Origin of the sequence: Pseudonocardia sp. P1 (assembly GCF_000178675.2) — a bacterium.
Taxonomy (GTDB): Bacteria; Actinomycetota; Actinomycetes; order Mycobacteriales; family Pseudonocardiaceae; genus Pseudonocardia.
On record NZ_ADUJ02000001.1, the window covers coordinates 410,628 to 435,656 of the forward strand.

A 25,029-nucleotide genomic window follows, 5' to 3' on the forward strand; every position below is an offset into this window, starting at 1 on the left:
ACTGATGCGGTGGGCCTATGGATCTCACGTTGCAGCAGCTCCGGGCCGTCGTCGCCGTGCACGACGCCGTTGGGTTCACCGCGGCCGCGCACACGCTGCGCGTCGCCCAGCCGTCGCTGAGCCGGGTCGTCGCCGACGTCGAACGACGTCTGGGGGTGCGCCTGTTCGAGCGGACCACCCGGCGGCTGGAGCCGACCCCGGCCGGGAGCGCCGTGGTGGCCGCGGCCCGGCGTGCCCTCGACGCCGTCGAGTCCGAGCTGCGGCACGTCGACGGCTTCCTCGGCGGCCGGGAGGGCGCGGTCCGCATCGCCACGCTGCCATCGCTCGCGGCGATCCTGCTGCCCGGCGTGGTGTCCGCGTTCCGCGGGGCCCGCCCCGGGGTGCGGACCGAGATGTCCGACGCGCTGGCCGACGAGGTCCTCGAGCGGGTGCGGACCGGGCGGGCCGATCTCGCGGTGACGGTCCTGCCCGACGACGACGGCGCCGCCCCGCCCGACCTCCTGGCGACCCCGGTCGCGGCGGACCGGTTCTGCGCACTCGTCCCGCCGGACCACCGGCTCGCCGGGTGCCCCCGGCTGCGCTGGGCGGACCTGGACGGCGAGCCGCTCGTGGACTTCGACCCGACGACCAGCATCCGCCAGCACGTGGACCGGGCCCTGCTCCTGGCCGGCGCCCGTCCGGAACGGGGGCTGGCGGCACGGAACATCGCCGCCGTCGCCGGGCTCGTCGCCGCCGGGCTGGGTGTGACGGCGGTCCCGGGCCTCGTCGTCCCGCTGACCGGGTTCGCCGGGCTGGTCGCGGTACCGCTCGACGGCCCGGTGCTCACGCGGCGGATCGCGCTGGTCGTGCCACGGGGCCGGCATCCCGTGCCCGCGGCGCAGGCGTTCGCGGCGATGCTGACCGGCGCCGACCGGGACCGGCCGTCGCTGCCGGAGCACGCGGAGTGGGTCGGGCCCCCGGACGGGGACCGGCCCGGACCGGTCAGCCCGTGAGCGTCGTGGGGGAGACGCCGGCCAGCGCCCGTACCTCGCGGGACAGGTGCGGCTGGTCGGCGTAGCCGGTGCGGGCGGCGACCTCGGCCGTGGGCACCCCGGCGAACAGCAGGCTGCTCGCCGCCCGGAACCGCAGCACCCGGCGGGCCACCGACGGGCCGTAGCCGAGCGTCGCGAGACAGCGCCGGTGCAGCGTGCGGGAGGTGATCCCGAGCAGATCGGCGACCTCGGCGGCGGGCGTCCCGCGGGCCAGCGCCCGCAGCGCGGGCCGGGGGAGCGGATCGGGGAGCGGGCGCCGGTCGTCCGCCGCGTCGCGGAGGGCGCGGGTGACACCCAGCAGGAGCCGGGGGACGTCGTCGGCGTCCGGGTCGTCCGCGAGCGCCCGCACGGTGTCCGTCACGGCGCGCGGCGGTGGACCCGGCAGCAGGTCCTCCAGTGGGGTCCGGGCGTCCCGCAGCGCGTCGGCGGGCACGCCCAGCAGGCCGGGCAGGATGCCGGGCCGGAACCGCAGCCCCGTCGTCACGGCGCCCGCCGGGCCGGTCGCCAGGTGGGCGGCCGTGTCCGGGCCCGCGACGGTGAGCCGGGCGTCGAGGAGCAGGAGGTCCATGCAGCCGTCGGGCAGCACGCGCTGGGCGTGCGGCCGGTCGTGCCGGCTCTGCCAGGCGCACTCGAGCAGGCCGGCGTCCGGTCCGTCCGGCGTGATCTCCCGGTATCCCGCCACGGTGTGGAGCCTACGACGCGCCGGAGCCCCGGGCCGCACGTCGCGGACCGGGGCTCCCGGGGATGATGCGGTCGGTCAGGAGGCGCGCAGGACGGCCTGGATCTCCAGCTCGACGCCCACCTTCTCGCTGACGACGACGCCGCCACCGTCCATCGGCAGCTCGATGTCGACACCGAACTCCGAGCGCTTGATGGTGGTGGTCGCCGTGAAGCCGGCGCGGGTGCCGCCCCAGGCGTCCGGGCCGAAGCCGTTCAGCTCGAGGTCCAGCTCGACGGGCTTGGTGACGCCCTTGAGGGTCAGGTCGCCGGTGAGCACGAAGTCGTCACCCTTGGCGGCGAGCCCGGTGGACCGGAAGGTCCACTCCGGGTACTTCTCGACCTCGAAGAAGTCGGCCGAGCGGATGTGACCGTCACGCTGCTCGTTGCCGGTGCTCAGGGAGGAGGCGTCGATGGTGGCGGTGACGGTCGAGTCCTCGAGGTTCTCGGCGGTGACGAGCTCACCGGAGACCTGCTCGAAGCGGCCACGGACCTTGCTGACCATCATGTGACGGACGACGAACGCGACGTCGGAGTGCACCGGGTCGATGTCCCAGGTGCCTGCGATGTAGCCGGGGATCTTCGTGGGGGCGCTCATGGAATCTCCTGGGGTAGTTAGTTGAACTCTCACTTGTTGAGAGCGATACTAGGTGCAACAAGATGAGGGCTCAAAGATTTCGGAGGGTGTCGTGGATCACACTCGCTGGCTCGACGACGACGAGCAGCGGACCTGGCGGGCCTTCCTCGCGGCACAGCGCCTGGTGTCCGACCTGGTCGAGCGACGGCTGCAGACGGGCGCCGGGATGCCGCAGGCGTACTACGAGATCCTGGTGCGGCTGTCCGAGGCGCCGGACCGGACGCTGCGGATGAGCGTGCTCGCCGAGTCGGCGATGTCCTCGCGCAGCCGGATCTCGCACGCGGTGGCCCGGATGGAGGAGGCCGGCTGGATCGGTCGCCGGTCCTGCCCGACCGACCGCCGCGGCCAGCTCGCACACCTCACCGACGCCGGGTTCGCGGTGCTCGAGGCGGCCGCGCCGGACCACGTCGAGAGCGTGCGCGAGGCGGTCTTCGACGGTCTGACGCCCGCCCAGCAGGCCGGGTTGCAGGAGGCCTGCGAGGCGGTCGTGGCGCACCTGTCGGGCACGGGGGAGTGGCCGGTGACCGGGGACGCAGGCCCGGACGGCCCGGAGCCCGCACGCGCATCCTAGGCTGGGCACATGCCTCATTTCGACGTCGTCGTGCTCGGTGCCGGACCCGGTGGATACGTGGCGGCCATTCGCGCCGCCCAGCTCGGCCGCAGTGTGGCGGTGATCGAGGAGAAGTACTGGGGCGGTGTCTGCCTCAACGTGGGCTGCATCCCGTCCAAGGCGCTGCTGCGCAACGCGGAGATCGCCCACATCGTCACGAAGGAGCAGAAGACCTTCGGCCTGTCCGGCGAGGTGTCGCTGGACTTCGGTGCCGCCTTCGACCGCAGCCGGACCGTCGCGGACGGCCGGGTCAAGGGCGTGCACTTCCTCATGAAGAAGAACAAGATCACCGAGCTCGACGGGTTCGGCCGGTTCACCAAGCCGGGCGAGATCGAGGTCGAGCTGTCGAAGGGCGGCAACGAGACCGTCACCTACGACGACGTGATCATCGCGGCGGGTTCGACGGTCAAGCTGCTGCCGGGCACCGAGCTCTCCGAGCGCGTGGTGACCTACGAGGAGCAGATCCTCACCCGCGAACTGCCGGAGAGCGTGATCATCGCCGGCGCCGGCGCGATCGGCGTCGAGTTCGCGTTCGTGCTGGCCAACTACGGTGTCGACGTCACCATCGTCGAGTACCTGGACCGGCTGCTCCCGCTCGAGGACGCCGACGTGTCCAAGGAGCTGCTCAAGGCCTACAAGAAGCTCGGGGTCACCGTCCGGACCTCCACCAAGGTGGAGTCGATCACCGACGACGGCTCGGGCGTCACCGTCTCGGTGTCGTCGTCGAAGGGCAACGAGGACCTGCGGGCCGACAAGGTCGTGCAGGCGATCGGCTTCGCGCCGCGGGTCGACGGCTACGGCCTCGACAAGCTGGGCGTGTCGCTGACCCAGCGTGGCGCGATCGAGATCGACGACCACATGCGCACCAACGTCGACCACGTCTACGCGATCGGTGACGTCACCGCCAAGCTCATGCTCGCCCACGTCGCCGAGGCGCAGGGCATCGTCGCCGCCGAGACCCTGGCGGGCGCCGAGACCCAGGAGCTGGACTACAAGATGATGCCGCGGGCGACCTTCTGCAACCCGCAGGTCGCGTCGTTCGGCTGGACCGAGGCCGAGGCCCGGGACCTGGCGGACGAGAAGGGCTGGAAGGTCAACGTCGCGACCTTCCCCTTCACCGCGAACGGCAAGGCGCACGGCATGGCCGAGCCCGCCGGCTTCGTCAAGCTCATCTCCGACGACACCCACGGCGAGCTCCTGGGCGGGCACATCATCGGCGCCGAGGCGACCGAGCTGCTGCCGGAGCTCACCCTGGCCCAGAAGTGGGACCTGACCGTCCACGAGATGGCGCGCAACGTGCACGCGCACCCGACCCTGTCGGAGTGCCTGCAGGAGGCGATCCACGGCCTGTCCGGCCACATGATCAACTTCTGACGGACGCGGAACGGCCGGGGGCCCGCACCCCGTCGGGGTGCGGGCTCCCGTGTGTCCGGGGCCCGCTCGTGAGCGGGGTGCCGGCACGTGGGTGGGCGTCCGGAGTGCCCGGCGCCGATCCGCCGCCCTCGCACGCCCCGGGTGCGGTGCCCCGTCGCCCCGGGTGCGGTGGCTCGTCGGCGTACCTCTTCCGGAGAACCGCTTCCTCAGGCAGCGATCTGTGCCGGGGACCCGTCCTCCTGCTCCGGAGGACCGGTCACCGGCCGACGATCTCTGCCCGGGAAGGCGCCTCGTCCCCACGTGACCGCTCCGTTCGCACGGGTTCCCGTCGCTCGCACGGGATCCGACCCCGTGCGAACGAAGGGAACCCGTGCGAAGGCGAGGTGTCGCGCAGGGTGGCGTAGTACCGGCGGTGTCGAGCGGCTGTCGGGAACCGGATTCGGCGCCGTGGCCCGGCCTGTCGCACCCGGCCCGGGCTCTCCGCACCCGGTCGCGGCTCGGAGCATCCGGCTCTGCGCGCCCGGCTGCGGCTCTGCGCACCCGGCTCGGGCTCGGAGCACGCGGCTCGGAGCATGCGGCTCTGCGCACCCGGCTCGGGCTCGGCGCACCCGGTCGCGGCTCGGAGCATCCGGCTCGGCGCACCCGGTCGCGGCTCGGAGCATGCGGCTCTGCGCACCCGGCTCCGGCTCGGCGCACCCCGTCGCGGCTCGGAGCACCCGTTGCGTGGGGTGCGGCGCGCGGTCACGGGGTGCGGCACGCGGTCACGGGGTGCGCCCCGGGGCAGGGAGGGGGTGCCCCGTGCACTGCGTGCCCCGCGTCCTCCGGGAGGCCGGGTCCCGGGAGGTCGGATCCCAGAGGGCGGATCCGGGGAGGTCCGATCCGGGGAGGCGCGGGGTTCAGGCGGCGCCGGCGCCGGGCTCGCGGCGGGCGGTGTGCTCGCGGCGGGTCGCGGGGCGGCCGGCGTCGCGCTTCTCCTGGCGCTCGGCGGCGAGGGCGGCCTCCACCGCGGCCTGGACGGCGGCGGTGTTGACCTCCGGGTCGATCAGCCGGGCGGCGGCGAGGGAGCGGGCCGAGACCGAGATGCTGACCATGGGAACTCCTGAGTGCATGTACGTGGTGGGGGCGTCGGGAGGGCCCCACGCTGGACCCTCCCCGTCGTGTCGTCACGCGACCCGCCGGTTGTTAACCGATCCAGGTACCGGAGTGGGTGACATATGTTACCCATTGGTAAACGCGCTGGCCGGGAACCCTAGTCGACGTCTCCGGCGAGCCAGCGCCGGGTGATCCAGAGGCCGTCGGGCACCCACGGGTAGTCCGGGGTGCCGAGCCGGGCGCGCAGCTCGCCGAAGCTCCACCAGCCGCCCTCGGCCACCTCGGACGGCTGGTGGACCACCGGGCCGTCCCAGTACGCCTGGTAGGCGTGCACGTGGGCGTGCAGCCCGTGCGGGCCCGAGCCGGGGCCCGTGTCGACGCCGAGCGCGGCGGCGTCGAACGGGAGGACGAAGAGCTTCTCGAGCGCGACGCCCGTCACACCCAGCTCCTCGGCGAGCTCACGGGCGGCGCAGTCGTCGGGAGCCTCGCCCTCGTCCAGCACGCCGCCGGCCCAGCAGTCCCAGAGTCCGGCCATGACCAGCTTGGTGTCGGTCCGGCGGTGCACGTAGAGGTGCTCGCCGTCGGTGCTGCGCAGGGCGATCGCGGTCGTGGCGTGCCACAGGGAGCGGGCGTAGACCTCGCCGCGCTCGGCGGCGCCGGTCGGCGTGCCTGCCGCGTCGAAGACGGTGAGGCGTTCGCGGGCGGGATCCGTCACGCCCGCAGATGATCGGACAGTGGCCGACGCCGCCGCGCGGCGGGGGTGCGAGCAGGGCGGCTGAGGTTAGGCTCGGTGGATGCAGTCTTGCGCAGGGGCCCGGACGTGACGGCCCGCCGGATCATGGGCACCGAGGTCGAGTACGGCATCGCCGTGCCCGGGGACCCCACCGCGAACCCGGTCGTCACCTCCACGCAGGTCGTGCTCGCCTACGCCGCGGCGGCGGACGTCCCGCGCAACCGCCGGGCCCGCTGGGACTACGAGGTCGAGTCGCCGCTGCGCGACGCGCGCGGGTTCGACCTGTCCGCGCCGTCGCTGGCCCCGCAGATGGACACCGATCTGGACGACCTCGGCGCCGCGAACGTCATCCTCACCAACGGCGCCCGGTTCTACGTCGACCACGCGCACCCCGAGTTCTCCACGCCCGAGGTGCTGACCCCGCGCGACGTCGTGGTCTGGGACAAGGCAGGCGAGCGGATCATGCTGGAGGCCGCGAACCGGGCCGCCACCGTGCCGGGTGCGCCGCGGATGCAGCTCTACAAGAACAACGTCGACGGCAAGGGCGCGAGCTACGGCTCGCACGAGAACTACCTGATGGCCCGCACCACGACGTTCCCGTCGATCGTGACCGGCCTGACGCCGTTCTTCGTGTCCCGGCAGATCGTGTGCGGGGCCGGCCGGGTCGGGCTGGGCCAGCAGGGCGACGAGCCCGGCTACCAGATCGCGCAGCGCTCGGACTACATCGAGGTCGAGGTCGGCCTGGAGACCACGCTCAAGCGCGGCATCATCAACACCCGCGACGAGCCGCACGCCGACGCCGACAAGTACCGCAGGCTGCACGTCATCATCGGTGACGCGAACCTGTCGGAGATCGCGACGCTGCTCAAGGTCGGCACCACCGCGCTGGTGCTGGACATGATCGAGCACGGCCGGTCGTTCGAGGACCTCCGGCTGGCGGAGCCGGTGAAGTCGGTGGCCCGCATCAGCCACGACCCGACCCTGCAGGTCACCGTGCCGCTCGCCGACGGCAGGCACCTGACCGCGCTGCAGCTGCAGCAGGAGTACCTGGCCCGCGCGGTCGCGTACCTGGAGGAGACGGCCGGCAACCAGCGGTCCGACTGGGACCCCGACACCAGGGAGGTCGTCGAGGAGTGGGAGTCGGTGCTCGCCGACCTGGCCCGCGACCCGATGCTCACCGCGGACCGCCTGGACTGGACGGCGAAGCTCAAGCTGCTCGAGGCCTACCGTGAGCGCGACGGCCTGTCGTGGGCGTCCGGCCGGCTCGGCATGGTGGACCTCCAGTACTCCGACGTCCGGCTGGCCAAGGGTCTCTACAACCGGCTCGTCACCCGCGGTTCGATGCGCCGCGTCGTCACCGAGGAGCAGGTACTGGCGGCGATGACGGAGCCGCCGGAGGACACCCGCGCCTACTTCCGGGGGTCCTGCATGAGCCGCTACCCGGTGGAGGTCGCGGCGGCGTCCTGGGACTCGGTCATCTTCGACCTGGGCCGGGAGTCGCTGGTCCGGATCCCGACGCTGGAGCCGCTGCGGGGGACCCGCAAGCACGTCGGCGAGCTGTTCGAGGCGGTGTCCAGTGCCGAGGAGCTGGTGGACAAGCTGACCGCGAACTGACCTCCCCACCGGGAGGGGAACGGTCACACGCCAGATCGGAACAGGCGATTTTGTCGGTGCCTGTCGGTAGGGTGGAGGGGACCGGATCCACCTCCGGCGCACGGCCTGAGCGTGCGGTGGGTGCGGATCAGGGGTTGCCGCGAGGCACAGCGCGAGGAGGAGACGTCATGTCGCAGGAGCAGACCAAGCGCCAGGGCGGTGGCGACGGCGACGACGAGTCCGGTGAGAACGAGTCCGGATCGGGTCAGGAGCGCCGCGAGAAGCTCGGCGAGGACGTCGACACCATCCTCGACGAGATCGACGACGTGCTGGAGGAGAACGCGGAGGACTTCGTCCGGTCCTACGTCCAGAAGGGCGGCGAGTGACCGCCTGACGGGCGCCACCGCAGCCTCACCAGCGAGAGCAGTACCGTCCCGGCCGGGTCCGCAGATGCGGGCCCGGCCGTGCCGGAACGGCCGCCGTCCGGGCGGGACCCCCGGCGCAGTAGTTCGAACGAGAGGCACGTCGAAGCAGATGGAGTTCCGGCCGTCGGTCACCCCCGGGCTGGTGCCCGGGCACCACACGGGTCAGCTCGGCACCTTCCTCACCGGGTCGCAGTCGTTCTCCGAGTTCGTCGGGGCCACCGCACCGCACCTGATGCCCGGCGCGGGTGTCACCCCGCAGCCGGTGTCGGCACCGGGCGGGAGCGCCGCCGACGCCCTCGGCGTGCCGCACGGCACCACGATCGTCGCGCTCACGTTCTCCGGCGGTGTCGTCATCGCCGGTGACCGGCGCGCGACCGCGGGCAACGTGATCGCCCAGCGCGACATCGAGAAGGTGTTCGTCACCGACCATCACTCGGCCGTCGGCATCGCGGGCTCCGCCGGGATCGCGCTCGAGATGGTCCGCCTGTTCGGCGTCGACCTGGAGCACTACGAGAAGCTCGAGGGCGTCCCGCTCTCGCTCGACGGCAAGGCCAACAAGCTCGCCGGGATGATCCGGCAGAACCTGGGCGCGGCGATGCAGGGCTTCGTCGTCGTCCCGCTGTTCGCCGGGTTCGACCCCACCGTCGACGACCCGGGCCGGGCCGGGCGGATCGTCACGTTCGACCCCACCGGTGGCCGGTACGACGAGAACCTGGGCTTCCACGCCGTCGGGTCCGGCTCGGTGTTCGCGAAGTCGTCGCTGAAGAAGCTCTACGATCCCGCGGCGGACCTCGACGGCGCGGTGCGGACCGCGATCGAGGCGCTGTACGACGCCGCCGACGACGACACCGCCACCGGCGGCCCGGACACCGTCCGCCGGATCTACCCCGTGGTCGTGGGCATCACCGCCGACGGCGCCGCCCGCCGCGAGGAGAGCGAGATCGCCTCCGTCGTCGAGCGGGTGATCGCCGGGCGTGTGGAGCGCCCGGGTGGCCCGTCCCGCTGATCCGACCCCTCCCGCACGAGCACGAGCCTGGAGCGTCTCCCCATGACGATGCCGTTCTACTCCTCCGTCGACCAGCTGCTGCGCGACCGGTCGGAACTCGCCCGCAAGGGCATCTCCCGCGGCCGCAGTGTCGTGGTGCTGACCTACGCCGGCGGCGTCCTGTTCGTCGCCGAGAACCGCTCGACGGCGTTGCACAAGGTCTCCGAGATCTACGACAAGATCGGTTTCGCGGCGGTCGGCCGGTACAACGAGTTCGAGAACCTGCGCACCGGTGGGATCCGGATGGCCGACTTCCGCGGGTTCACCTACGACCGGCGTGACGTCAGCGGCCGGATGCTGGCCAACGCCTACGCGCAGGCGCTCGGTACGGCGTTCGTCGAGCAGCAGAAGCCGTTCGAGGTCGAGCTGTGCGTGGCCGAGGTCGGTGCCGAGTCCGGCGGTGACCAGCTCTACCGCATCACCTACGACGGCTCCATCACCGACGAGCCGCGGTTCGTCGTCATGGGCGGCCAGACCGAGCCGATCTCGACCAAGCTCGGCGAGACCTACGAGCACGGCCTGGAACTCGACGCCGCGATCGGCGTGGCGCTCGGCGGCCTGCAGGTGCCCGGTGCGGACCCGGCCTCCGCGGGCAACGGTGCCGGCTCCCAGCCCCGGGTGCTCGGCGCCGAGGCGCTCGAGGTCGCGGTGCTGGACCGGACCCGGCCGCGGCGCACGTTCCGCCGGATCGAGGGTGCGGCGCTCACCGAGCTGCTCCCGGCGACGAACCGCGGCACCGCCGAGCCGGAGCCGGAGGTCGCCGGTGGCGACGACGCGCCGGCCGCCGGGGGCGCCCTGGGCGAGGGCGGCGGCTCCTGACCCGGTTCTCCGCCCGGACCGAGTCCGAGGCGGTCGTCACCGCCGACCGGACGGCGGTGTGGCGGGTGCTGACCGATCCGGTGATGCTGCCGCGGCTGACGCCGCTGCTCAGCCGGATCGACGACCTGGGCGAGCACTGGCGCTGGCACATGGTCCAGCTGGCGGTCCTCGGCGTCGGCATCAAGCCGGTCTTCACCGAGCGCATGACCTTCACCGAGGGCAAGCGGATCGAGTTCACGCACAGCCCGCCCGCCGGCGTCACCGAGTGGGCGGGGGCGGAGGGCCACTACGCGCTGGCCGACGCCGAACCCGATGCCGACGGCAGCCCCGCCACGCACCTCGAGATCTCGCTGACCCTCGACGTCGACCTGCCGCTGTCCCGGCTGGCCGCCCCGGTGGTGACCCGGACGATGCGGGCGACGATGGACGCCACCGGGGACCGGTTCGCCGCGAACCTGCTGAGGCACCTGCACGCCCGCGAGCGCTGACCCGCCGCGGCGAGCCCCTGACCGCGCCCACCGGGGACCGTGGAATGATTGAACGGTCAACGAGGTTGGGGGCGGTATGACTGAGTTCGTGTTCGGGATGGACACCTTCGGAGACGTGCCCACCGGCGACGACGGCGTGCTGCTGACCCATCCGCGGGCCATCCGGCAGGTCGTCGACGAGGTGGTGCTGGCCGACGGGGCCGGTGTCGACGTCGTCGCGCTGGGGGAGCACCACCGGCCGGAGTACTCGATCTCGACACCGGAGACGGTGCTGGCCGGGATCGCCGGCCGGACGTCGCGGATCCGGCTCTCGTCCGGGGTCACCGTGCTCAGCTCGGACGACCCGGTGCGGGTCTACCAGCGCTTCGCGACGCTCGACGCGCTGTCCGACGGCCGGGCCGAGGTGATCGTCGGGCGTGGGTCGTTCACCGAGTCGTTCCCGCTGTTCGGGTACTCGATGAACGACTACGAGCAGCTGTTCGAGGAGAAGCTCGACCTGTTCGTGAAGCTCCTCGACGAGAAGCCGGTGACCTGGGAGGGCAGCACCCGGGCCGGGCTGGAGGGCGCCGAGGTCTTCCCGACCGCCGGCCGGCGGATCCCGGTGTGGGTCGGCGTCGGCGGGTCGCCGGAGTCGGTGGTCCGCACCGCGCGGCACGACCTGGGCCTGATGCTCGCCATCATCGGCGGGCAGCCCGCCCGGTTCGCGCCCTACGTCGACCTCTACAAGCGTGCCGTCGAGCAGTTCGGGCACGCCGCGAAGCCGGTCGGCATGCACGCGCCCGGGTTCGTCGCCGACACCGACGAGGAGGCGAAGGAGGTCTTCTTCGCCCCGTACAAGGCGCAGATGGACCGGATCGGCGCCCTGCGCGGCTGGCCGCCGCTGACGCGTGCCCGGTTCGAGGCGGACGTCGAGCAGGGCGCCCTGCACGTCGGGTCGCCGGAGACGGTGGCCCGCCGGATCGCCGAGTCGGTCCGGGCGGTCGGGGCGCAGCGCTTCGACCTGATCTACACCGTGGGCCCGCAGCCGGTGTCGGCGCGCATGAAGGCCGTCGAGCTCTACGGCACGCAGGTGATCCCGAAGGTGCGGGAGCTGCTGGCCTGAGCGACCGGCCCGCCCCGGCCGGTGCCGGGGCGGGCCGCTCAGCCCGGTACCGGGTCCGCCGCCACCGCGCGGCCGGCGGCGGCCCGCAGGACGCCCGCGAGGGCCTGCACGGCCGGCAGGCCGGAGTCCGCCTCGCGGGTCGCCAGGACCAGTGACCGGCCCACCGCGGGACGGCAGGGCCGGAACCGGATCCCGGGATACCCGGCCGCCGTCGCGGTACCCCGGCCGGCACCCGGTGCGGACCGCTCGTCCGCGCCGCCGGTACGCCCGTCCCCGGCGCCCGGCCGCCCGTCCCCGGTTGCCGGCAGCTCGTCCTCGGTTCCCTGCTGTTCGTCCCCGGTTCCCGGGTGCTCGTCCCCGGTTCCCGGGTGCTCGTCGCCCGTTCCCGGCCGGAGATGGGGACCCGGCGCCCCGGCCACCGCCATCGCCGGGACCAGCGCCACCGCCAGGCCGGCCCGGACGAGCGCGAGCTGGGTGGCGAAGTCGGCGAAGAGGTACCGCACGTCCGGCTCGATCCCGGCCGCCCGCAGCATCTGCAGCAACGCCTCGTAGGGCTCCGTGCCGACCGGGCTCGACGCCCACACCTCACCCCCGAGCCCGCGCAGCGGCACCGGGTCGCGGTCGGTGACCGGCCGCCCCTCGGGGACGGCGAGCAGCACCGGCTCGGTGACCAGCGTCGTGACCCGCACACCGGCGGGCAGCGTGACCGGGCGCTGTGTCCAGCTCTCCAGCAGCACGGCGTCGAGGTCCCGGGACCGCAGCGCGGGCAGCAGGTCGACGACCTCGCCGTCGGTGACGGTCGGGACGAGCCGCGGGTGTTCGGCGACGAGCGAGCGCAGCACCTCGGGGAGCAGGACCCGCAGGGCGCTGGCGACGGACCCGATCCGCAGCGGCCCGGCGACGTCGTCGTGCAGGCCGGCGAGGTCGCGCTCCGCGTCGGCGACGGCGGCGGCGACGCTGCGTGCGTGCCCGGCCAGGACGTGCCCGGCCGCGGTGAGGCGGATACCCCGCCCGTCCGGCTCGACCACCCGGGTCCCGGTCTCGCGTTCGAGCTTGCGCAGCTGCTGGGTCACGGCCGGGCCGGTGATGTGCAGCGCGGCCGCGGCGGCACCGACCGACCCGTGCTCGGCGACCGCGGCGAACACCCGCAGCCTCTCCCACGCGATCACGCAGCACAGCTTAGCGGTACAGCGCAGGAACATTCATTGGATCTTCGCGGTCCCGGCGGGGACCGTGGACCCGTGACCGCACGTACCGCGACCGATCCGCACTCCGCACTGCTCCTCCTCGCGGGGGCGTCGGTCCTCGCCTGGACCGGCATCCTCGTCGCGCTCGCCGGTGCCGATCCGGCGACGGCGTCGTTCTGGCGGTGCGTGCTGGCGCTGGTCGTGCTGGCGCCGTGGGCGCTGGCCGAGCGCCGCCGCTTCGGCGGGGTTCCGCTCGGCGTGGCCGGCTGGTCGCTGTTGTCGGGGGTGTTCCTCGGCGCCGACTTCCTGCTCTGGACCCGTGCGGTGCTCGACGCCGGGGCCGGTGTGGCGAACGTCGTGCTCAACGTCCAGGTCGTCGCCCTGCCGCTGATCGCCTGGATCGTCGCGGGCGAGCGCGTCCCGCGGCGGCTGGTGCTCGCCGCTCCCGTCCTGCTCGGCGGGATCGCCCTCGCCGGGGGTGCGCTCGGCGCCGGGGCGGGTGGACCCGAGCCGGTCCGGGGCGCGGTGCTGGGCACTCTGGCGGGGATCGCCTACGCCGGGTTCCTGCACCTGAACCGGTCGGCGTCCCGGAGGCGGCCCCGCCACCTGGTCACCCCGGTCGCCCTGGCCACCGTCGGCGCCGGGGTCACCTGCGGGACGGTCGGCATGCTCGGGGACGGCATCGCGATCGCGATGCCCGCGCACACCTGGGCCTGGCTGATCGTGATGGCGCTGTCGGGCCAGGTGCTCGCGTGGGTGCTGATCGGGCGCGGTTCGGCCGGTCTCGCCCCCGGCACGGCGGGCGCGCTGCTGCTGGTGCACCCGGTGCTGTCGGTGCTGCTCGGGATGCTGGTCCTCGGCGAGACGCTGACGGTGTGGCAGGCCGCGGGCTGCGCACTGGTGGTCGCCGCGGTCGGGTGGGTGGCCCGGCCCGAGGGCCGTGGCGCCGGGCGGCTCGCCCGGTTCGCCGACCGCCAGGCCCGCGCCTGGGAGTCCGCGCACCGCTGAGCCCCGCGCGGGGCGGCTCAGACCTCGATCCGCTCCGCGCCGGTGTAGACGTTGCCGGTCTCCCCGCGCAGGAACCCGACCAGCGTCATCCCCGACTCGTCGGCCAGCTCCACCGCCAGCGACGACGGCGCCGACACCGCCGCCAGCGCCGGGACCCCGGCCATGACGGCCTTCTGCACCAGCTCGAACGACGCCCGCCCCGAGACCATCAGCACGGTCCCGGCGGCCGGGATGCCGCCGTCCATCAGCATCCGGCCCAGCACCTTGTCGACGGCGTTGTGCCTGCCGACGTCCTCGCGTGCGACCAGCAGCTCGCCGTCGGCGTCGAACAGGGCGGCCGCGTGCAGGCCGCCGGTGGAGCCGAACACCTTCTGCCGCTCGCGCAGCCGGTCGGGCAGCGCCAGCAGCACCTCGCGGCGGATCCGCAGCGGGTCACCGGCGGGGGAGTGCCGGGTCTTGAGCCGCACCGCGTCGAGCGACGCCTTGCCGCACACCCCGCACGACGACGTCGTGTAGAAGTTCCGTTCGAGCGAGGTGTCCGGCGGCTCGACCCCGGGCGCGAGGTCGACGTCGAGCACGTTGTAGGTGTTGCGGCCCTGGTCGTCGACCGAGTCGCAGTACCGGGCGGCGTACAGGTCGGCGCCCGACCCGATGACGCCCTCGGTGAGCAGGAAGCCGTGCGCCAGCTCGACGTCGTGGCCGGGGGTGCGCATCGTGACCGACAGCGCGGACCCGCCCACCCGCAGCTCCAGCGGTTCCTCGGCCACCAGGGTGTCCGGGCGGGACCGGGTACTGCCGTCCGCGTTCAGCCGCAGTACCGGGCGGCGGACCGTCAACCGTCCCATCTCGACCCCCTCCTCCGGCCGCGACGAACGGCCGGACCACCAGGGTAGGAGCCCGGCCGTAGGATCGCCCGCGTGGTCGGGGGCGGGACACGCGGGTACGGCGGACGGCGCCCGGCCGCCGGGATCGTGCCGGCCGGCGGGCTGTCCGCACGGATGGGCGCGGCGAAGGCCGCGCTGGACTGGCACGGCGCCCCGTTGCTGACCCGCACCGTCGCCGTCCTGGGCCGGGCGGTGGACGGGCCGGTCGTCGTCGTCCGGGCTGCCGGGCAGGAGCTGCCGGAGCTCCCCACCGGTGTCGAGGTGTACGACGACCCGGAGCCGGGCCTCGGGCCGCTGCCGGCGATCGGGGTCGGCCTGGCCGCCGTCGCCGGGCGGGCGGAGCGCGCCTTCGTCGCCTCCACCGACCTGCCCCTGCTGCACCCCGGCTTCGCCGCGCGGGTGCTCGACCTGCTGGCCGGGCACGACGTCGCCCTGCCGGTGGCGCACGGCCACCACCAGCCGCTCGCGGCCGCCTACCGCACCGGGCTCGCCGGGCTGGTCGCCGAGCTGACCGCGGCCGGCGAGGGGCGGCCACCGTCGCTGTTCGAGCGGGTCCGGGTGCGCCGGATCGCCGAGGAGACGTTGCGGTCGGATCCCGTGCTGGCCCGGCTCGACCCGCGGCTGGACTCGCTGACCAACGTCAACACGCCGGCCGAGTACGCCGCCGCGCTCGCCCGCCCGCAGCCGGCCGTCCGCCTCCGCGACGGCGGCCGTGCCCGCACCGCACGGGCGGCGACCGCGGGCGGGCTGCCCGGCCCGGTCGTCGCGTCCGGGGACACGGTGGCGCCCGCCGGCGTCCTGCCGCCGTGGTTCCCCCTGGTCACGGGCGACGAGGTCACCCGAACCCGCTGAGCGGAGCCGGCGGGACCTGCAACACGTGTGACAGAGCCCTGTGACGTCGATCTCCCGATTGCTACGGTGTGCAGGTACCGGACTCACCACCCGGAGGTCGACGATGACCCGCACCACCCGTCCGCGCGGCGGCGACCGCCGCGGCTTCCGCCCGCGCCACGTCCGGCTCACCGAGCCACTGGTCCGCGACGGCGGCGTCCTGCGCCCCGCCTCCTGGGAGGAGGCCCTCGACCGCGCCGCGGACGGGTTCCGGGACGTGCCGGGCGACCGCTTCGGCATGTTCAGCTGCTCGAAGGCGACCAACGAGATGAACTACACCGCCCAGAAGTTCGCCCGGGCGGTGATGGGCAGCAACAACGTCGACAGCTGCAACCGCACTTGACACGCTCCCAGCGTCGTCGGTCTGACGGCGGTCTTCGGTGCCGGCGGCGGCACCTCCGCGTACGTCGAAGCGGAACACGCCGACCTCCTCGTCCTGTGGGGCAGTAACGCCCGCGAGACGCACCCGATCTTCTTCCACCACGTGCTCCAGGGGATCCGCAACGGGGCCCGGATGTACTCGGTGGACCCGCGGCACACCTCCACCGCCCACTGGGCCGACTCCTGGCTCGGGCTCGACGTGGGCACCGACATCGCGCTCGCGAACGCGGTCGGGCGGGAGATCATCCACGCCGGTCTGGTGAACCGGTCCTTCGTCGAGCGCTCCACCAGCGGTTTCGACGACTACCGGGCGTCGGTCGAGCCGTACACGCTCGAGCGCGCCGAGGAGATCACCGGGGTGCCCGCGGCGTCGATCCGGGAGCTGGCGCACGCCTACGCCCGCGCCGACCGTGCCCAGATCTGCTGGACGCTCGGGATCACCGAGCACCACAACGCCGCGGACTACGTGTTCGCGCTGATCAACCTGGCGCTGCTCACCGGGCACGTCGGCCGGTACGGCTCCGGGCTGGTCCCGCTGCGCGGGCAGAACAACGTCCAGGGCGGCGGGGACATGGGCTCCATCCCGGCGAAGCTGCCCGGCGGCTACGACGTGGGCGACGACGAGGCGCGCGCCCGGTTCCAGGCCGTCTACGGCGGGAAGCCGATCCCGCCGGTCAAGGGCATGCACCTCTCGGAGATGTTCGAGGCGATGGAGCGCCGTGAGATGTCGGCGCTCTACTGCATCGGTGAGAACCCGGCCGAGTCGGAGGCCAACGCCCTGCACGCGCGGCACCTGCTGGAGGACCTGGACCATCTCGTCGTCCAGGACATCTTCCGGACCGCGACGGCCGAGCTCGCCGACGTCGTCCTGCCCGCGGCGGCCGACTGGTGCGAGTACGAGGGCACCGTCACCAACTCCGAGCGGCGTGTGCAGCGGGTCCGCAAGGCGCTCGACCCGCCCGGGCTCGCCCGCCCCGACACCCACATCATCTGCGGCATCGCCGACCGCCTCGGCCACGACTGGGGCGAGCCGACGGCTGAGCAGGTGTGGGACGAGCTGCGCTCGGTGTCGCTGAACTGGCACCACGGCATGAGCTACCCGCGGCTCGACGCGCTCGGCGGCATCCAGTGGCCGTGCCCGGCGGAGGACCACCCGGGCACCCCGCTGATGCACGCCCGGCTGTGGGCCGACGACCCGGCCGAGCGCGGCACCCCGGCGCCGTTCACGCCGGTGGAGCACGTCGCACCGGTCGACGAGCTGTCCGAGGAGTTCCCGATCCGCCTCACGACGGTCCGCCTGCTCGACGCCTACAACTCCGGCGTCCAGACCGGGGGCTACGCCTCGCCGCTGCGCCGGCGGGAGTCGCTGCGGATGGACGCGGCCGACGCCGAGCGGCTCGGGATCGCCGACGGCGAGCGGGTACGGGTGTCGAGCCGTCGCGGGTCGGTGGAGGCGCCGGTGGCGCTCGACCCGTCGCTGCGGCCGGGACTGGCGTCGTTCACGCCGCACTTCAGCGAGGAGGTCGACGTCAACGTCCTGACCAACGACGCATGGGACCCCAAGTCGGGGACCTCGGAGTTCAAGGCCACCGCCGTGCGGATCGAGAAGGTGACCGGGTCGCTGCCGGTCGCGGGGGAGTAGTGGATGGACCTGCACCTGTCGTCGGCGGAACCGAGCACGGGCGAGCGTGAGGCGGTCGACGCCGCGTTCGCGCTGCTCGCGCCGTCCGCGGCCGAGCTGACGGCGGGTGACCGGGCCACCCGGTCCCGGCACGCCGGGCACGCCGCCCGCTCGCACCGGCACCTGCTCCTGCCGCTGCTGCACGCCGTGCACGACGCCGAGGGCTGGCTGTCCGAGGGCGCCCTCAACCACGTGGCGCGCACGCTGCAGGTCCCGCCCGCCGAGGTGTACGGCGTCGCGACGTTCTACGCAATGTTCTCCGTCGAGCCCCGCGCCCCTCGGGTCGTGCACGTCTGCGACGACGTCGCGTGCGGCCCGGCGGGCGGCGAGGAGATCGCGGCCGCGCTCGGGCCGGCGCTGGGGCCGGAGGGCACGGGCTCCGGCCCGGACGGCGCGCCGGCCGCCTGCTGGGTCCGCAGCCCCTGCCTCGGGCTGTGCGAGCGGGCACCCGCGGTGCTGCACCAGCGGGCGGGCGAACCGGACCTGTCCCAGGCCCCGGCGACCCCGTCGTCGGTCCTGGAGGCCGCCTCCGCGCCCGCCGACCCGTCCGGGGAGCAGGCCTCGGCCGCCGACCGGGCCTTCGCCGACGCGACGGTGAGCGCGCCCCAGACCCGCACCGGTGCGCACCTGCGGCTGCTGCGCCGGGTCGGCGTCGTCGACCCGTCCTCGCTCGACGACTACCGCTCCCGCGGCGGCTACGCGGCGCTGCGCCGAGCCGTCGACCTCGGCCCGACCCGGGTGATCGCCGAGCTGAAGGACTCGTCGCTGACCGGGCGCGGCGGCGCGGCGTTCCCCACCGGCGTGAAGTGGGAGGGCGTCGCGCAGGCGCCGGAACGTCCGCACCACCTCGTCTGCAACGCCGACGAGTCGGAGCCGGGCACCTTCAAGGACCGGGTGCTGATGGAGGGCGACCCGTTCGGCCTGGTCGAGGCCATGACCATCGCCGGGTACGTGACCGGCGCGACCGTCGGGCACCTCTACATCCGCGGCGAGTACCCGCTGGCGACCCGCCGGCTGCAGGACGCGATCGCCGCCGCCCGGGCCCGCGGCCTGCTCGGCGACGACGTCATGGGCGAGGGCTTCGCGTTCGACATCGACCTGCGCCGCGGCGCGGGCGCCTACATCTGCGGCGAGGAGACCGCGCTGCTGGAGTCGATCGAGGGCTACCGGGGGGAGCCGCGCAACAAACCGCCGTTCCCGGCCTCAGTCGGTCTGTTCGGCAAGCCGACGGCGATCAACAACGTCGAGACGCTCTACAACGTGCTGGAGGTCCTCGACATCGGCGGGCAGGCGTTCGCCGTGGTCGGCGGCGGCCGGTCCACCGGGTCGAAGCTCTTCTGCGTCTCCGGCGCGGTCGGCACGCCCGGGGTGTACGAGGTCGACTTCGGGACCACCCTGCGGCAGCTGCTCGACCTCGCGGGCGGTGTCCGCGGGTCGCTGCGGACGGTGCTGCTCGGCGGCGCGGCCGGCGGCTTCGTCCTGCCCGGCGACCTGGACGTCGTGCTCACCCTGGAGGGTGCCCGCGACATCGGCGCCACCCTGGGCTCGGGCGTCGTCCTGGTGTTCGACGAGGACGCGGACCTGACCGGCACCCTGCGGCGGATCGCCGCGTTCTTCCGCGACGAGTCGTGCGGGCAGTGCGTGCCCTGCCGGGTCGGGACGGTCCGCCAGGAGGAGGCGCTCGCCCGCCTGGAGCGGAACGCGCCGATCGGCTCGCGGGAGACCGAGATCGCGCTGCTCGACGACCTGGCCCGGGTGATGCGGGACGCGTCGATCTGCGGGCTGGGACAGACCGCGCCGTCCGCGGTGACGTCCGCGATCGACCTCGGGCTGATCGCGGCACCCCCGCGCGACCGCTCGTCGACGAACGGCCACGGGGGCACCCGGTGATCGGCCCGGCCACCCGACCATCCGCAGCGGCGAGGGAGCACCGATGACGACGACCAGCGGCAAGGGCCCGGCCGGCCCCGGCGGTGGCTCGCGGGCACCGGCCCCCGGGCAGGTCGACGGCGCCCCCGAGGCCGACGCGGGCGCGAACGGCTCGGAGACCCCGGGCGACGGCCCGGGCGCGGGCGAGGGGGTCGGCACCCTGGGCCGGACCAACGGGGCCGGGGCGGTCGGCGTCACCGTCGCCGACCCGGCCGGGGCCGCGCCGGGCCCGGCCGAGCGCCTGTCCGGCGGCCCCGTGATGCTCGGCCCGATCCGGCGCACCGTCGGGCTCTCGCTGGACGGCACGGAGGTCCGGGTCCCGGAGGGCTCGACGATCCTGGAGGCGCTGCACTCCGAGGGCACGGCCGAGCAGGCCGACACCCCGACGCTGTGCTGGGCGCCCAACATGGACCCGATCAACGCCTGCCGGGTGTGTGTCGTCGAGGTCGAGGGCTCCCGCACCCTGGTGCCGTCGTGCGCCCGGCGGTGCGAGGACGGCATGGAGGTGCGGACCGGCACCGAGAAGGTCTGGCACAGCCGTCGCATGGTGCTGGAGCTGCTGGCGTCGTCGGTGGACATGGACCGTGCGAGCGACGACGTGCAGCGCTGGATGCGCGAGTACGGCGTCGACGCCGAGCGGTACGGGCCGCCCGACGCGCCCGCCGCGGCGGGGGAGCGCGACCGCCGCCATCCCGGGCACCACCACGCCCCGGACGGGCGCACCCGGGCGACCGTCGAGCAGCCCGTCAAGATCGACAACGATCTCTACGTGCGGGACTACTCCCGCTGCATCATGTGCTACAAGTGCGTCAACGCCTGCGGCACCGACGCCCAGTTCACCTTCGCGATCGCCGCCGCCGGTCGCGGGTTCGACGCCCGCATCGCCACCGAGCACGACGTCGAGCTGCCCGACTCCGCCTGCGTCTACTGCGGGAACTGCATCGGCGTCTGCCCGACGGGGGCGCTGGTCTCGGTCGCGGAGCACGACCGGCGCGAGGCGGGCGACTGGCATCCCGACGAGGAGTCCGTCACGACGACGATCTGCTCGTTCTGCGGGGTCGGCTGCAACCTGGAGCTGCACGTCCAGCGCGGCGAGATCGTGAACGTGACGAGTCCGGCCGACCACTCGGTGACCCACGGCCACCTGTGCATCAAGGGCCGGTTCGGGTTCCGGCACGTGCAGAACCTGCCGGAGGACCGACCGTCGTGAGGAAGCGGGTCAGCTCCCGCTCGACGTGCGTGGTGACCGGCTCGTGCGGGTCGAAGCCCCACCACGTCAGGGTGCCCTGCCAGTAGGTCGCGACGGCGTCGCCGAGCCCGGGCGGCCCGTCCAGGCACGCGTCGAGGACGCCGGCGAGGGACGCCCGCCACGCCGTGCCCCGCCGGCGCGCCTGCGGATCGCGGAGGTCCTCGCGCAGCACCAGCAGGGCGTCGGCGTAGCTGTCGATGCCGCCGTACTGCTCGGAGAGCCCGACGAGGAACGCGACCGCGCCCCGCGGGGTGCGCTCCACGGTGGCCCCGAGCTCGTCGGTGCGCCGTTCGAGCCGGTCCCACGCGTGCAGCAGCACCCGGCTGAGCAGGTCGGGCTTGCTCCCGAACCGCTGGACGAGCGTCGCCGGGGCCAGCCCGCTCGCCTCGGAGAGCGCGGCGAACGTCAGGGACTGCGGGCCGCCGGCGTGCAGCACGTCGAGGGCGACGTCGAGGACGTCGGAATCGGGGACCTGCTTGCGGCGGGGCATGGCACCATCGTATATAAACGAATAGACGTTCACATACGAGGAGGGCACATGGACCTGACGGGACGGGTGGCGCTGGTCGCCGGGGCGACCCGCGGGGCCGGGCGCGGGATCGCCGTCGAGCTGGGCGCCGCCGGGGCGACCGTGTACTGCACCGGGCGCACCACGCGCGAGCAGCGGTCCGAGTACGACCGCGCGGAGACGATCGAGGACACCGCCGACCTGGTCACCGCGGCCGGCGGCACCGGGATCGCGGTGCCCACCGACCACCTCGACACCGAGGCCGTCGCCGCGCTCGTCGACCGGATCGGGCGCGAGCACGGCCGGCTCGACGTGCTCGTCAACGACATCTGGGGCGGCGAGCTCATGGTCGAGTGGGAGACCCCGGTCTGGGAGCACGACCTGGCCAACGGGCTCCGCACGCTGCGGCTGGCGATCGACACCCACCTGGTCACCGCGCACCACGCGCTGCGGCTGCTGTCGCGGACGCCCGGCGGGCTCGTCGTCGAGGTCACCGACGGCACCGACGGGTACAACGCCGAGAACTACCGGCTCAACGCCTTCTACGACCTCGCGAAGATCGCCCCGATCCGGCTCGCCCGGTCCTGGGCGCACGAGCTGCGCGGGCACGGCGGCACGGCGGTCGCCGTCACGCCCGGCTGGCTGCGCTCGGAGATGATGCTGGAGCTCTTCGGCGTCACCGAGGACACCTGGCGCGACGCGCTCACCGCCGAGCCGCACTTCGCCATCTCCGAGTCGCCGCGGCTCGTCGGGCGCGGGATCGCCGCACTCGCCGCGGACCCCGACCGGCACCGCTGGAACGGCCGCTCCACCTCCTCCGGGGAGCTCGCCCGGGAGTACGGCCTCGACGACGTCGACGGCTCGCGCCCGGACGCCTGGCGCTACATCGTCGAGGTGCAGGACGCGGGGAAGCCGGCGGACGTCACCGGCTACCGCTGATGCCACCGGACCCCACGGCGCTCGCCGTCCTGACCGCCGTCGTGGCGGCCGGGACGGCGGTGCAGGTCCTGCTCGGGTTCGGGGTGAACCTCCTGCTCGTCCCGGCGGCGCTGCTGCTCTGGCCGGGACTGGTACCGGTCCCGGCCATGATCGTGAACCTGCTGCTGTCGGCGGGGGTCGCGGTGCGGTGGCGCCGGTGGGCCGATCCGCGGGTCACCCGGTGGGTGCTGGCCGGGGCGGTGCCGGGGCTCGTCGTGGGTGCCTGGCTGCTGGCGGTGCTGAGCCCGCGGGCGCTCGCCGTCGCGGGAGCCTGCGGCATCCTCGCCGCGGTGCTGATGACCGCCCGCGGCCCGGCGGCCCGGCACGCGGGCCCCTCGGCGAGCGCCGCGGCCGGGGCCGGTTCCGCGGTTCTGGGCACGACGGCTGCGGTCACCGGCCCGCCGGTCGCGTTGCTGCTCGCCGGGACCGACCCCCGCCGCGCCCGGGCGACGGTCGCGGTGACGGGCACGGCCATCGCCCTGGTCGCACTGGCCGCCGTGCTGGCGGGACCGCTGCGGGCGGGCGCGGGCGACGCGCTGCTCGCCGGCCTGTGGCTGCTGCCCGGGATCGGGCTGGGCTGGGTCGCCGGGCACCTGCTGGGGCGCCGGGTGGGCGCCCGGACGCTGCGCCGGGTGGTGCTGGTCGTGTCGGCGGCGTCGGCCGTCGTCGTGCTCGTGCGGGCCCTGGCGACCTGAGCCGGGTCAGGGTGTGGCGGGAGGCCGTGCCTCCCGTCGCTGCAGCACGAGCAGCGCACCGAGCGCGATCACCGCGAGCAGCGCGACGAGCCCGCAGAAGGCGATCCCGGCCGTCCGCAGCCCCCAGGCCTGGCTCGCCGCGCCGAGCCCGACGACCGGCAGCGAGATCGCGACGTAGAGCACCAGGAAGTACGACGACGTCGTCCCGGCCCGCCGTGCCACGTCCACCCGGCTGTTCACCGCGGCCAGGCCCTTGGAGAACGTCATGCCCTGCCCCGCGCCGGCGATCACCGCGCCGGCGAGCAGCTCCGTCATCGACGCCCGCGCCACCGACAGCGCGACCAGCCCGACGCCGGCCACCAGGAGCACGCAGCCCGCGTCGAGCACCCGGTCGGTGCCGGCGTGGCGGACGAGCAGCTGCGCGACCACCGAGGCCCCGAGCAGCACGAACGACATCACGCCCGCGACGGCGTGGTTCGGGATGCCGATGATCTCGGAGACGATCCGCGGGGAGAGCGCGGTGAACAGGCCGAGCACCGCGAAGCCGGCGAACCCGGCCGTCGCCGCCAGCGCGAACACCGCCCGGACGGCGGGCGGGACCTCCACCGTCTGCGGGCGCAGCGACGGGTGCGCGGGCCGGTCCCGGACCGTCTCCGGCGCGGCGAGCACCAGCAGCCCGCACAGCGCCACCACGACCGCGTGCACCGCGAAGGACAGGTGCAGCGGTGCCGGCAGGTACTCGACGGCGACGCCCGCGAGTGCCGTGCCCAGGCCGAGCCCGCCGATGTTCGCGGCGGTCGCCACCGCGGGCCCGCGGTCCCGCCACGACTCCGGGGCGGCCTCGATCACCGCTGCGGTCGCGGCCCCGGCGAAGATCCCGGCCGAGACGCCCGACAGCAGCCGCCCCACCAGGAGCACCCACACCGGACCGGCCAGCAGGAAGACCAGGCTGCTGACCAGGGAGAACGCGACGCCGGCGAGCAGCATCGGGCGTCGCCCCAGCTGGTCGGACCAGCGGCCCGCGAGCAGCAGCGCGGCGAGCACACCGAGGGCGTACACGGCGAAGACCACCGTCTGGACGACCGGGGAGAACCCGAGCTCGCGCTGGTAGAGCGCGTACATCGGGGTCGGCATCGTGGCGCCGAGCATGACCACGGCGAAGGTGACGGCGAGCCCCGCGAAGGCCGCGGCCGGTGGCAGGCGAGCGATGATCGAGCCCCTTCCGTACGCCCGGTGCGTGTTGCAACGATCATGATCCCACCCGGTGCGGGAGGCCGCCGCGGAACCTGCCCGGACGGACGGGAGCGGCGCGCGCCCGCTCAGGGCCTGCGGCGCAGCACGTGCAGGTCCACCCCGTGCGGCAGTGGTCGGGTGCGGACCGTCCAGGTCCCGCGGGCGGCCTCCAGCCAGCGCGGGGTCTCCGGGCGCCCGGGATCGGCCAGCCACACCGCCGCCCGGCGGCTCGTCACCCGCGGCAGCAGCGCGGTCAGTGCGTCCGCCGCGGCGACACCGTAGAGCACGTCCGAGGCCAGCACGAGGTCCCACCGCTGCTTCCCGAGCCGGGGGTCGCCGGCGTCGAACGCGGCCACCACGGCCTCCACCGCCAGCCCCGACCGGCGGGCGTTCGCCGCCACCCAGCCGACGGCCGCGGGGGACCGGTCGGTCGCCACCACCGGCACCGCGCCGGCGCGGGCCGCGGCCAGCGACGGCAGCCCGAGCCCGCAGCCCAGCTCCAGCACCCGGCGCCCGGCCAGCCGCGCCGGGCCCGCCGCGGCGACCGCGTGCGCCAGCGCCCGCCCGGACGGCCACAGGTGGGCCCAGTGCGCCGGGTGCAGCTCCTCCACGCCCTCGGCGACCTCGACGGCGTCGGGCTCGACGGTGTCCGGGTCGGCCGGGCGCAGCAGGGTCAGCGGACCGCCCGGCAGCGCGATCTCCTCCAGCACGCCGGGGCCGGTCGGGCCACGCACGCCAC

Annotated in this window: 25 protein-coding genes; 16 read left to right on the forward strand and 9 right to left on the reverse strand. The window is 74.4% G+C overall.

Going from position 1 to position 25,029, the window contains the following annotated elements; translation table 11 throughout:
- Positions 1-17: 17 nt before the first annotated feature.
- Positions 18-992 (forward strand): LysR family transcriptional regulator, encoded by a 975-nt coding sequence (locus PP1_RS01430; RefSeq protein WP_010224429.1) that lies wholly within the window; start codon positions 18-20, stop codon positions 990-992.
- On the opposite strand, the gene PP1_RS01435 is transcribed toward PP1_RS01430, so the two are convergent.
- Entirely contained in the window at positions 982-1,713 is a 732-nt protein-coding gene (locus PP1_RS01435; protein ID WP_170918896.1) for a helix-turn-helix domain-containing protein, read from the reverse strand. The genes PP1_RS01430 and PP1_RS01435 overlap by 11 nt on opposite strands.
- A 75-nt stretch (positions 1,714-1,788) precedes the next feature.
- Positions 1,789-2,346 (reverse strand): YceI family protein, encoded by a 558-nt coding sequence (locus PP1_RS01440; RefSeq protein WP_010235396.1) that lies wholly within the window; start codon positions 2,344-2,346, stop codon positions 1,789-1,791.
- Between the two features lie 91 nt (positions 2,347-2,437).
- On the opposite strand from PP1_RS01440, the gene PP1_RS01445 reads away from it, so the two are divergent.
- Both PP1_RS01445 and lpdA read left to right on the forward strand, forming a co-directional pair.
- Positions 2,438-2,956: a MarR family winged helix-turn-helix transcriptional regulator gene (locus PP1_RS01445; RefSeq protein WP_010235398.1), complete on the forward strand. Its 519-nt coding sequence runs from the start codon at positions 2,438-2,440 to the stop codon at positions 2,954-2,956.
- 9 nt (positions 2,957-2,965) lie between these two features.
- Positions 2,966-4,369 carry a dihydrolipoyl dehydrogenase gene (lpdA, locus tag PP1_RS01450; RefSeq protein WP_010235400.1) on the forward strand — a complete coding sequence of 468 codons (1,404 nt, stop codon included), beginning with the start codon at positions 2,966-2,968 and terminating at the stop codon, positions 4,367-4,369.
- Positions 4,370-5,265: 896 nt separating this feature from the next.
- Here lpdA and PP1_RS01455 read toward each other — a convergent pair.
- Positions 5,266-5,460, reverse strand: a complete 195-nt coding sequence (locus tag PP1_RS01455; protein ID WP_060575928.1) for a hypothetical protein — start codon at positions 5,458-5,460, stop codon at positions 5,266-5,268.
- 158 nt (positions 5,461-5,618) lie between these two features.
- A complete protein-coding gene (locus PP1_RS01460) occupies positions 5,619-6,176 on the reverse strand; it encodes an NUDIX hydrolase (RefSeq protein ID WP_010228456.1) in 558 nt (185 codons plus the stop codon).
- 123 nt (positions 6,177-6,299) lie between these two features.
- Here PP1_RS01460 and dop point away from each other — a divergent pair, with 123 nt between their 5' ends.
- From dop to PP1_RS01490, 6 genes are all read left to right on the forward strand, one after another.
- On the forward strand, positions 6,300-7,808 hold the full coding sequence (gene dop, locus PP1_RS01465; RefSeq protein ID WP_033199336.1) for a depupylase/deamidase Dop: 1,509 nt from the start codon (positions 6,300-6,302) through the stop codon (positions 7,806-7,808).
- Positions 7,809-7,975: 167 nt separating this feature from the next.
- Entirely contained in the window at positions 7,976-8,173 is a 198-nt protein-coding gene (locus tag PP1_RS01470; protein WP_010228454.1) for a ubiquitin-like protein Pup, read from the forward strand.
- Between the two features lie 148 nt (positions 8,174-8,321).
- Positions 8,322-9,218, forward strand: a complete 897-nt coding sequence (gene prcB / locus PP1_RS01475) for a proteasome subunit beta (protein WP_010228453.1) — start codon at positions 8,322-8,324, stop codon at positions 9,216-9,218.
- Positions 9,219-9,260: 42 nt separating this feature from the next.
- Positions 9,261-10,076, forward strand: coding sequence for a proteasome subunit alpha (gene prcA / locus PP1_RS01480; RefSeq protein ID WP_010228452.1), 816 nt, complete (start codon positions 9,261-9,263; stop codon positions 10,074-10,076).
- Positions 10,077-10,141: 65 nt separating this feature from the next.
- The gene (locus PP1_RS01485; protein WP_139316782.1) at positions 10,142-10,564 is read left to right on the forward strand and encodes a hypothetical protein; all 423 of its coding nucleotides are present in this window, start codon (positions 10,142-10,144) and stop codon (positions 10,562-10,564) included.
- Between the two features lie 76 nt (positions 10,565-10,640).
- The gene (locus tag PP1_RS01490) at positions 10,641-11,666 is read left to right on the forward strand and encodes an LLM class flavin-dependent oxidoreductase (RefSeq protein WP_075314239.1); all 1,026 of its coding nucleotides are present in this window, start codon (positions 10,641-10,643) and stop codon (positions 11,664-11,666) included.
- 38 nt (positions 11,667-11,704) lie between these two features.
- Here the strand turns inward: PP1_RS01490 and PP1_RS01495 are convergent, their stop codons facing one another.
- A complete protein-coding gene (locus PP1_RS01495) occupies positions 11,705-12,835 on the reverse strand; it encodes a LysR family transcriptional regulator (RefSeq protein WP_075314238.1) in 1,131 nt (376 codons plus the stop codon).
- A 72-nt stretch (positions 12,836-12,907) separates the two neighbouring features.
- Between PP1_RS01495 and PP1_RS01500 the strand changes: the two genes are divergently transcribed.
- A complete protein-coding gene (locus PP1_RS01500; RefSeq protein ID WP_010236114.1) occupies positions 12,908-13,861 on the forward strand; it encodes a DMT family transporter in 954 nt (317 codons plus the stop codon).
- A 17-nt stretch (positions 13,862-13,878) separates the two neighbouring features.
- Here PP1_RS01500 and fdhD read toward each other — a convergent pair whose 3' ends face one another.
- The gene (gene fdhD, locus PP1_RS01505; protein ID WP_010236116.1) at positions 13,879-14,706 is read right to left on the reverse strand and encodes a formate dehydrogenase accessory sulfurtransferase FdhD; all 828 of its coding nucleotides are present in this window, start codon (positions 14,704-14,706) and stop codon (positions 13,879-13,881) included.
- A gap of 72 nt (positions 14,707-14,778) precedes the next feature.
- On the opposite strand from fdhD, the gene mobA reads away from it, so the two are divergent.
- The 4 genes from mobA to PP1_RS01525 all read left to right on the forward strand — a co-directional run bounded on the left by mobA (position 14,779) and on the right by PP1_RS01525 (position 20,837).
- Positions 14,779-15,597, forward strand: coding sequence for a molybdenum cofactor guanylyltransferase (gene mobA, locus PP1_RS01510; protein ID WP_212592108.1), 819 nt, complete (start codon positions 14,779-14,781; stop codon positions 15,595-15,597).
- Positions 15,598-15,700: 103 nt separating this feature from the next.
- Positions 15,701-17,659, forward strand: coding sequence for a molybdopterin oxidoreductase family protein (locus PP1_RS01515; RefSeq protein WP_083697142.1), 1,959 nt, complete (start codon positions 15,701-15,703; stop codon positions 17,657-17,659).
- 3 nt (positions 17,660-17,662) lie between these two features.
- Complete coding sequence (locus PP1_RS01520; RefSeq protein ID WP_075314237.1) at positions 17,663-19,588, forward strand: NAD(P)H-dependent oxidoreductase subunit E; 1,926 nt, start codon at positions 17,663-17,665, stop codon at positions 19,586-19,588.
- Between the two features lie 43 nt (positions 19,589-19,631).
- Positions 19,632-20,837, forward strand: a complete 1,206-nt coding sequence (locus PP1_RS01525; RefSeq protein WP_249265988.1) for a 2Fe-2S iron-sulfur cluster-binding protein — start codon at positions 19,632-19,634, stop codon at positions 20,835-20,837.
- On the opposite strand, the gene PP1_RS01530 is transcribed toward PP1_RS01525, so the two are convergent.
- Entirely contained in the window at positions 20,779-21,366 is a 588-nt protein-coding gene (locus tag PP1_RS01530; protein WP_010229660.1) for a TetR/AcrR family transcriptional regulator, read from the reverse strand. The two genes, PP1_RS01525 and PP1_RS01530, sit on opposite strands and share 59 nt — an antisense overlap.
- Before the next feature lie 48 nt (positions 21,367-21,414).
- On the opposite strand from PP1_RS01530, the gene PP1_RS01535 reads away from it, so the two are divergent.
- Both PP1_RS01535 and PP1_RS01540 read left to right on the forward strand, forming a co-directional pair.
- Positions 21,415-22,323, forward strand: a complete 909-nt coding sequence (locus tag PP1_RS01535; RefSeq protein ID WP_010229659.1) for an SDR family oxidoreductase — start codon at positions 21,415-21,417, stop codon at positions 22,321-22,323.
- Complete coding sequence (locus PP1_RS01540; RefSeq protein ID WP_060575936.1) at positions 22,323-23,057, forward strand: TSUP family transporter; 735 nt, start codon at positions 22,323-22,325, stop codon at positions 23,055-23,057. The genes PP1_RS01535 and PP1_RS01540 overlap by 1 nt, the downstream gene beginning before the upstream one ends.
- Before the next feature lie 6 nt (positions 23,058-23,063).
- Here PP1_RS01540 and PP1_RS01545 read toward each other — a convergent pair whose 3' ends face one another.
- Together PP1_RS01545 and PP1_RS01550 are read right to left on the reverse strand one after the other, a co-directional pair.
- Positions 23,064-24,467: an MFS transporter gene (locus tag PP1_RS01545; protein ID WP_337819689.1), complete on the reverse strand. Its 1,404-nt coding sequence runs from the start codon at positions 24,465-24,467 to the stop codon at positions 23,064-23,066.
- A complete protein-coding gene (locus PP1_RS01550; RefSeq protein WP_075314236.1) occupies positions 24,377-25,024 on the reverse strand; it encodes a class I SAM-dependent methyltransferase in 648 nt (215 codons plus the stop codon). Before PP1_RS01550 ends, PP1_RS01545 begins: the two co-directional genes overlap by 91 nt.
- Between the last annotated feature and the right edge of the window lie 5 nt (positions 25,025-25,029).

Bases quoted from the DNA above. Each gene is read 5' to 3' on its own strand.
- dop (WP_033199336.1), top strand. From the start codon at position 6,300: ATGGGCACCGAGGTCGAGTACGGCATCGCCGTGCCCGGGGACCCCACC.
- PP1_RS01540 (WP_060575936.1), top strand. From the start codon at position 22,323: ATGCCACCGGACCCCACGGCGCTCGCCGTCCTGACCGCCGTCGTGGCG.
- fdhD (WP_010236116.1), bottom strand. From the start codon at position 14,706: ATGGGACGGTTGACGGTCCGCCGCCCGGTACTGCGGCTGAACGCGGAC.
- PP1_RS01490 (WP_075314239.1), top strand. From the start codon at position 10,641: ATGACTGAGTTCGTGTTCGGGATGGACACCTTCGGAGACGTGCCCACC.
- PP1_RS01520 (WP_075314237.1), top strand. From the start codon at position 17,663: ATGGACCTGCACCTGTCGTCGGCGGAACCGAGCACGGGCGAGCGTGAG.
- lpdA (WP_010235400.1), top strand. From the start codon at position 2,966: ATGCCTCATTTCGACGTCGTCGTGCTCGGTGCCGGACCCGGTGGATAC.
- PP1_RS01470 (WP_010228454.1), top strand. From the start codon at position 7,976: ATGTCGCAGGAGCAGACCAAGCGCCAGGGCGGTGGCGACGGCGACGAC.
- PP1_RS01535 (WP_010229659.1), top strand. From the start codon at position 21,415: ATGGACCTGACGGGACGGGTGGCGCTGGTCGCCGGGGCGACCCGCGGG.
- prcB (WP_010228453.1), top strand. From the start codon at position 8,322: ATGGAGTTCCGGCCGTCGGTCACCCCCGGGCTGGTGCCCGGGCACCAC.
- PP1_RS01440 (WP_010235396.1), bottom strand. From the start codon at position 2,346: ATGAGCGCCCCCACGAAGATCCCCGGCTACATCGCAGGCACCTGGGAC.
- PP1_RS01455 (WP_060575928.1), bottom strand. From the start codon at position 5,460: ATGGTCAGCATCTCGGTCTCGGCCCGCTCCCTCGCCGCCGCCCGGCTG.
- PP1_RS01430 (WP_010224429.1), top strand. From the start codon at position 18: ATGGATCTCACGTTGCAGCAGCTCCGGGCCGTCGTCGCCGTGCACGAC.
- prcA (WP_010228452.1), top strand. From the start codon at position 9,261: ATGACGATGCCGTTCTACTCCTCCGTCGACCAGCTGCTGCGCGACCGG.
- PP1_RS01525 (WP_249265988.1), top strand. From the start codon at position 19,632: ATGACGACGACCAGCGGCAAGGGCCCGGCCGGCCCCGGCGGTGGCTCG.
- PP1_RS01530 (WP_010229660.1), bottom strand. From the start codon at position 21,366: ATGCCCCGCCGCAAGCAGGTCCCCGATTCCGACGTCCTCGACGTCGCC.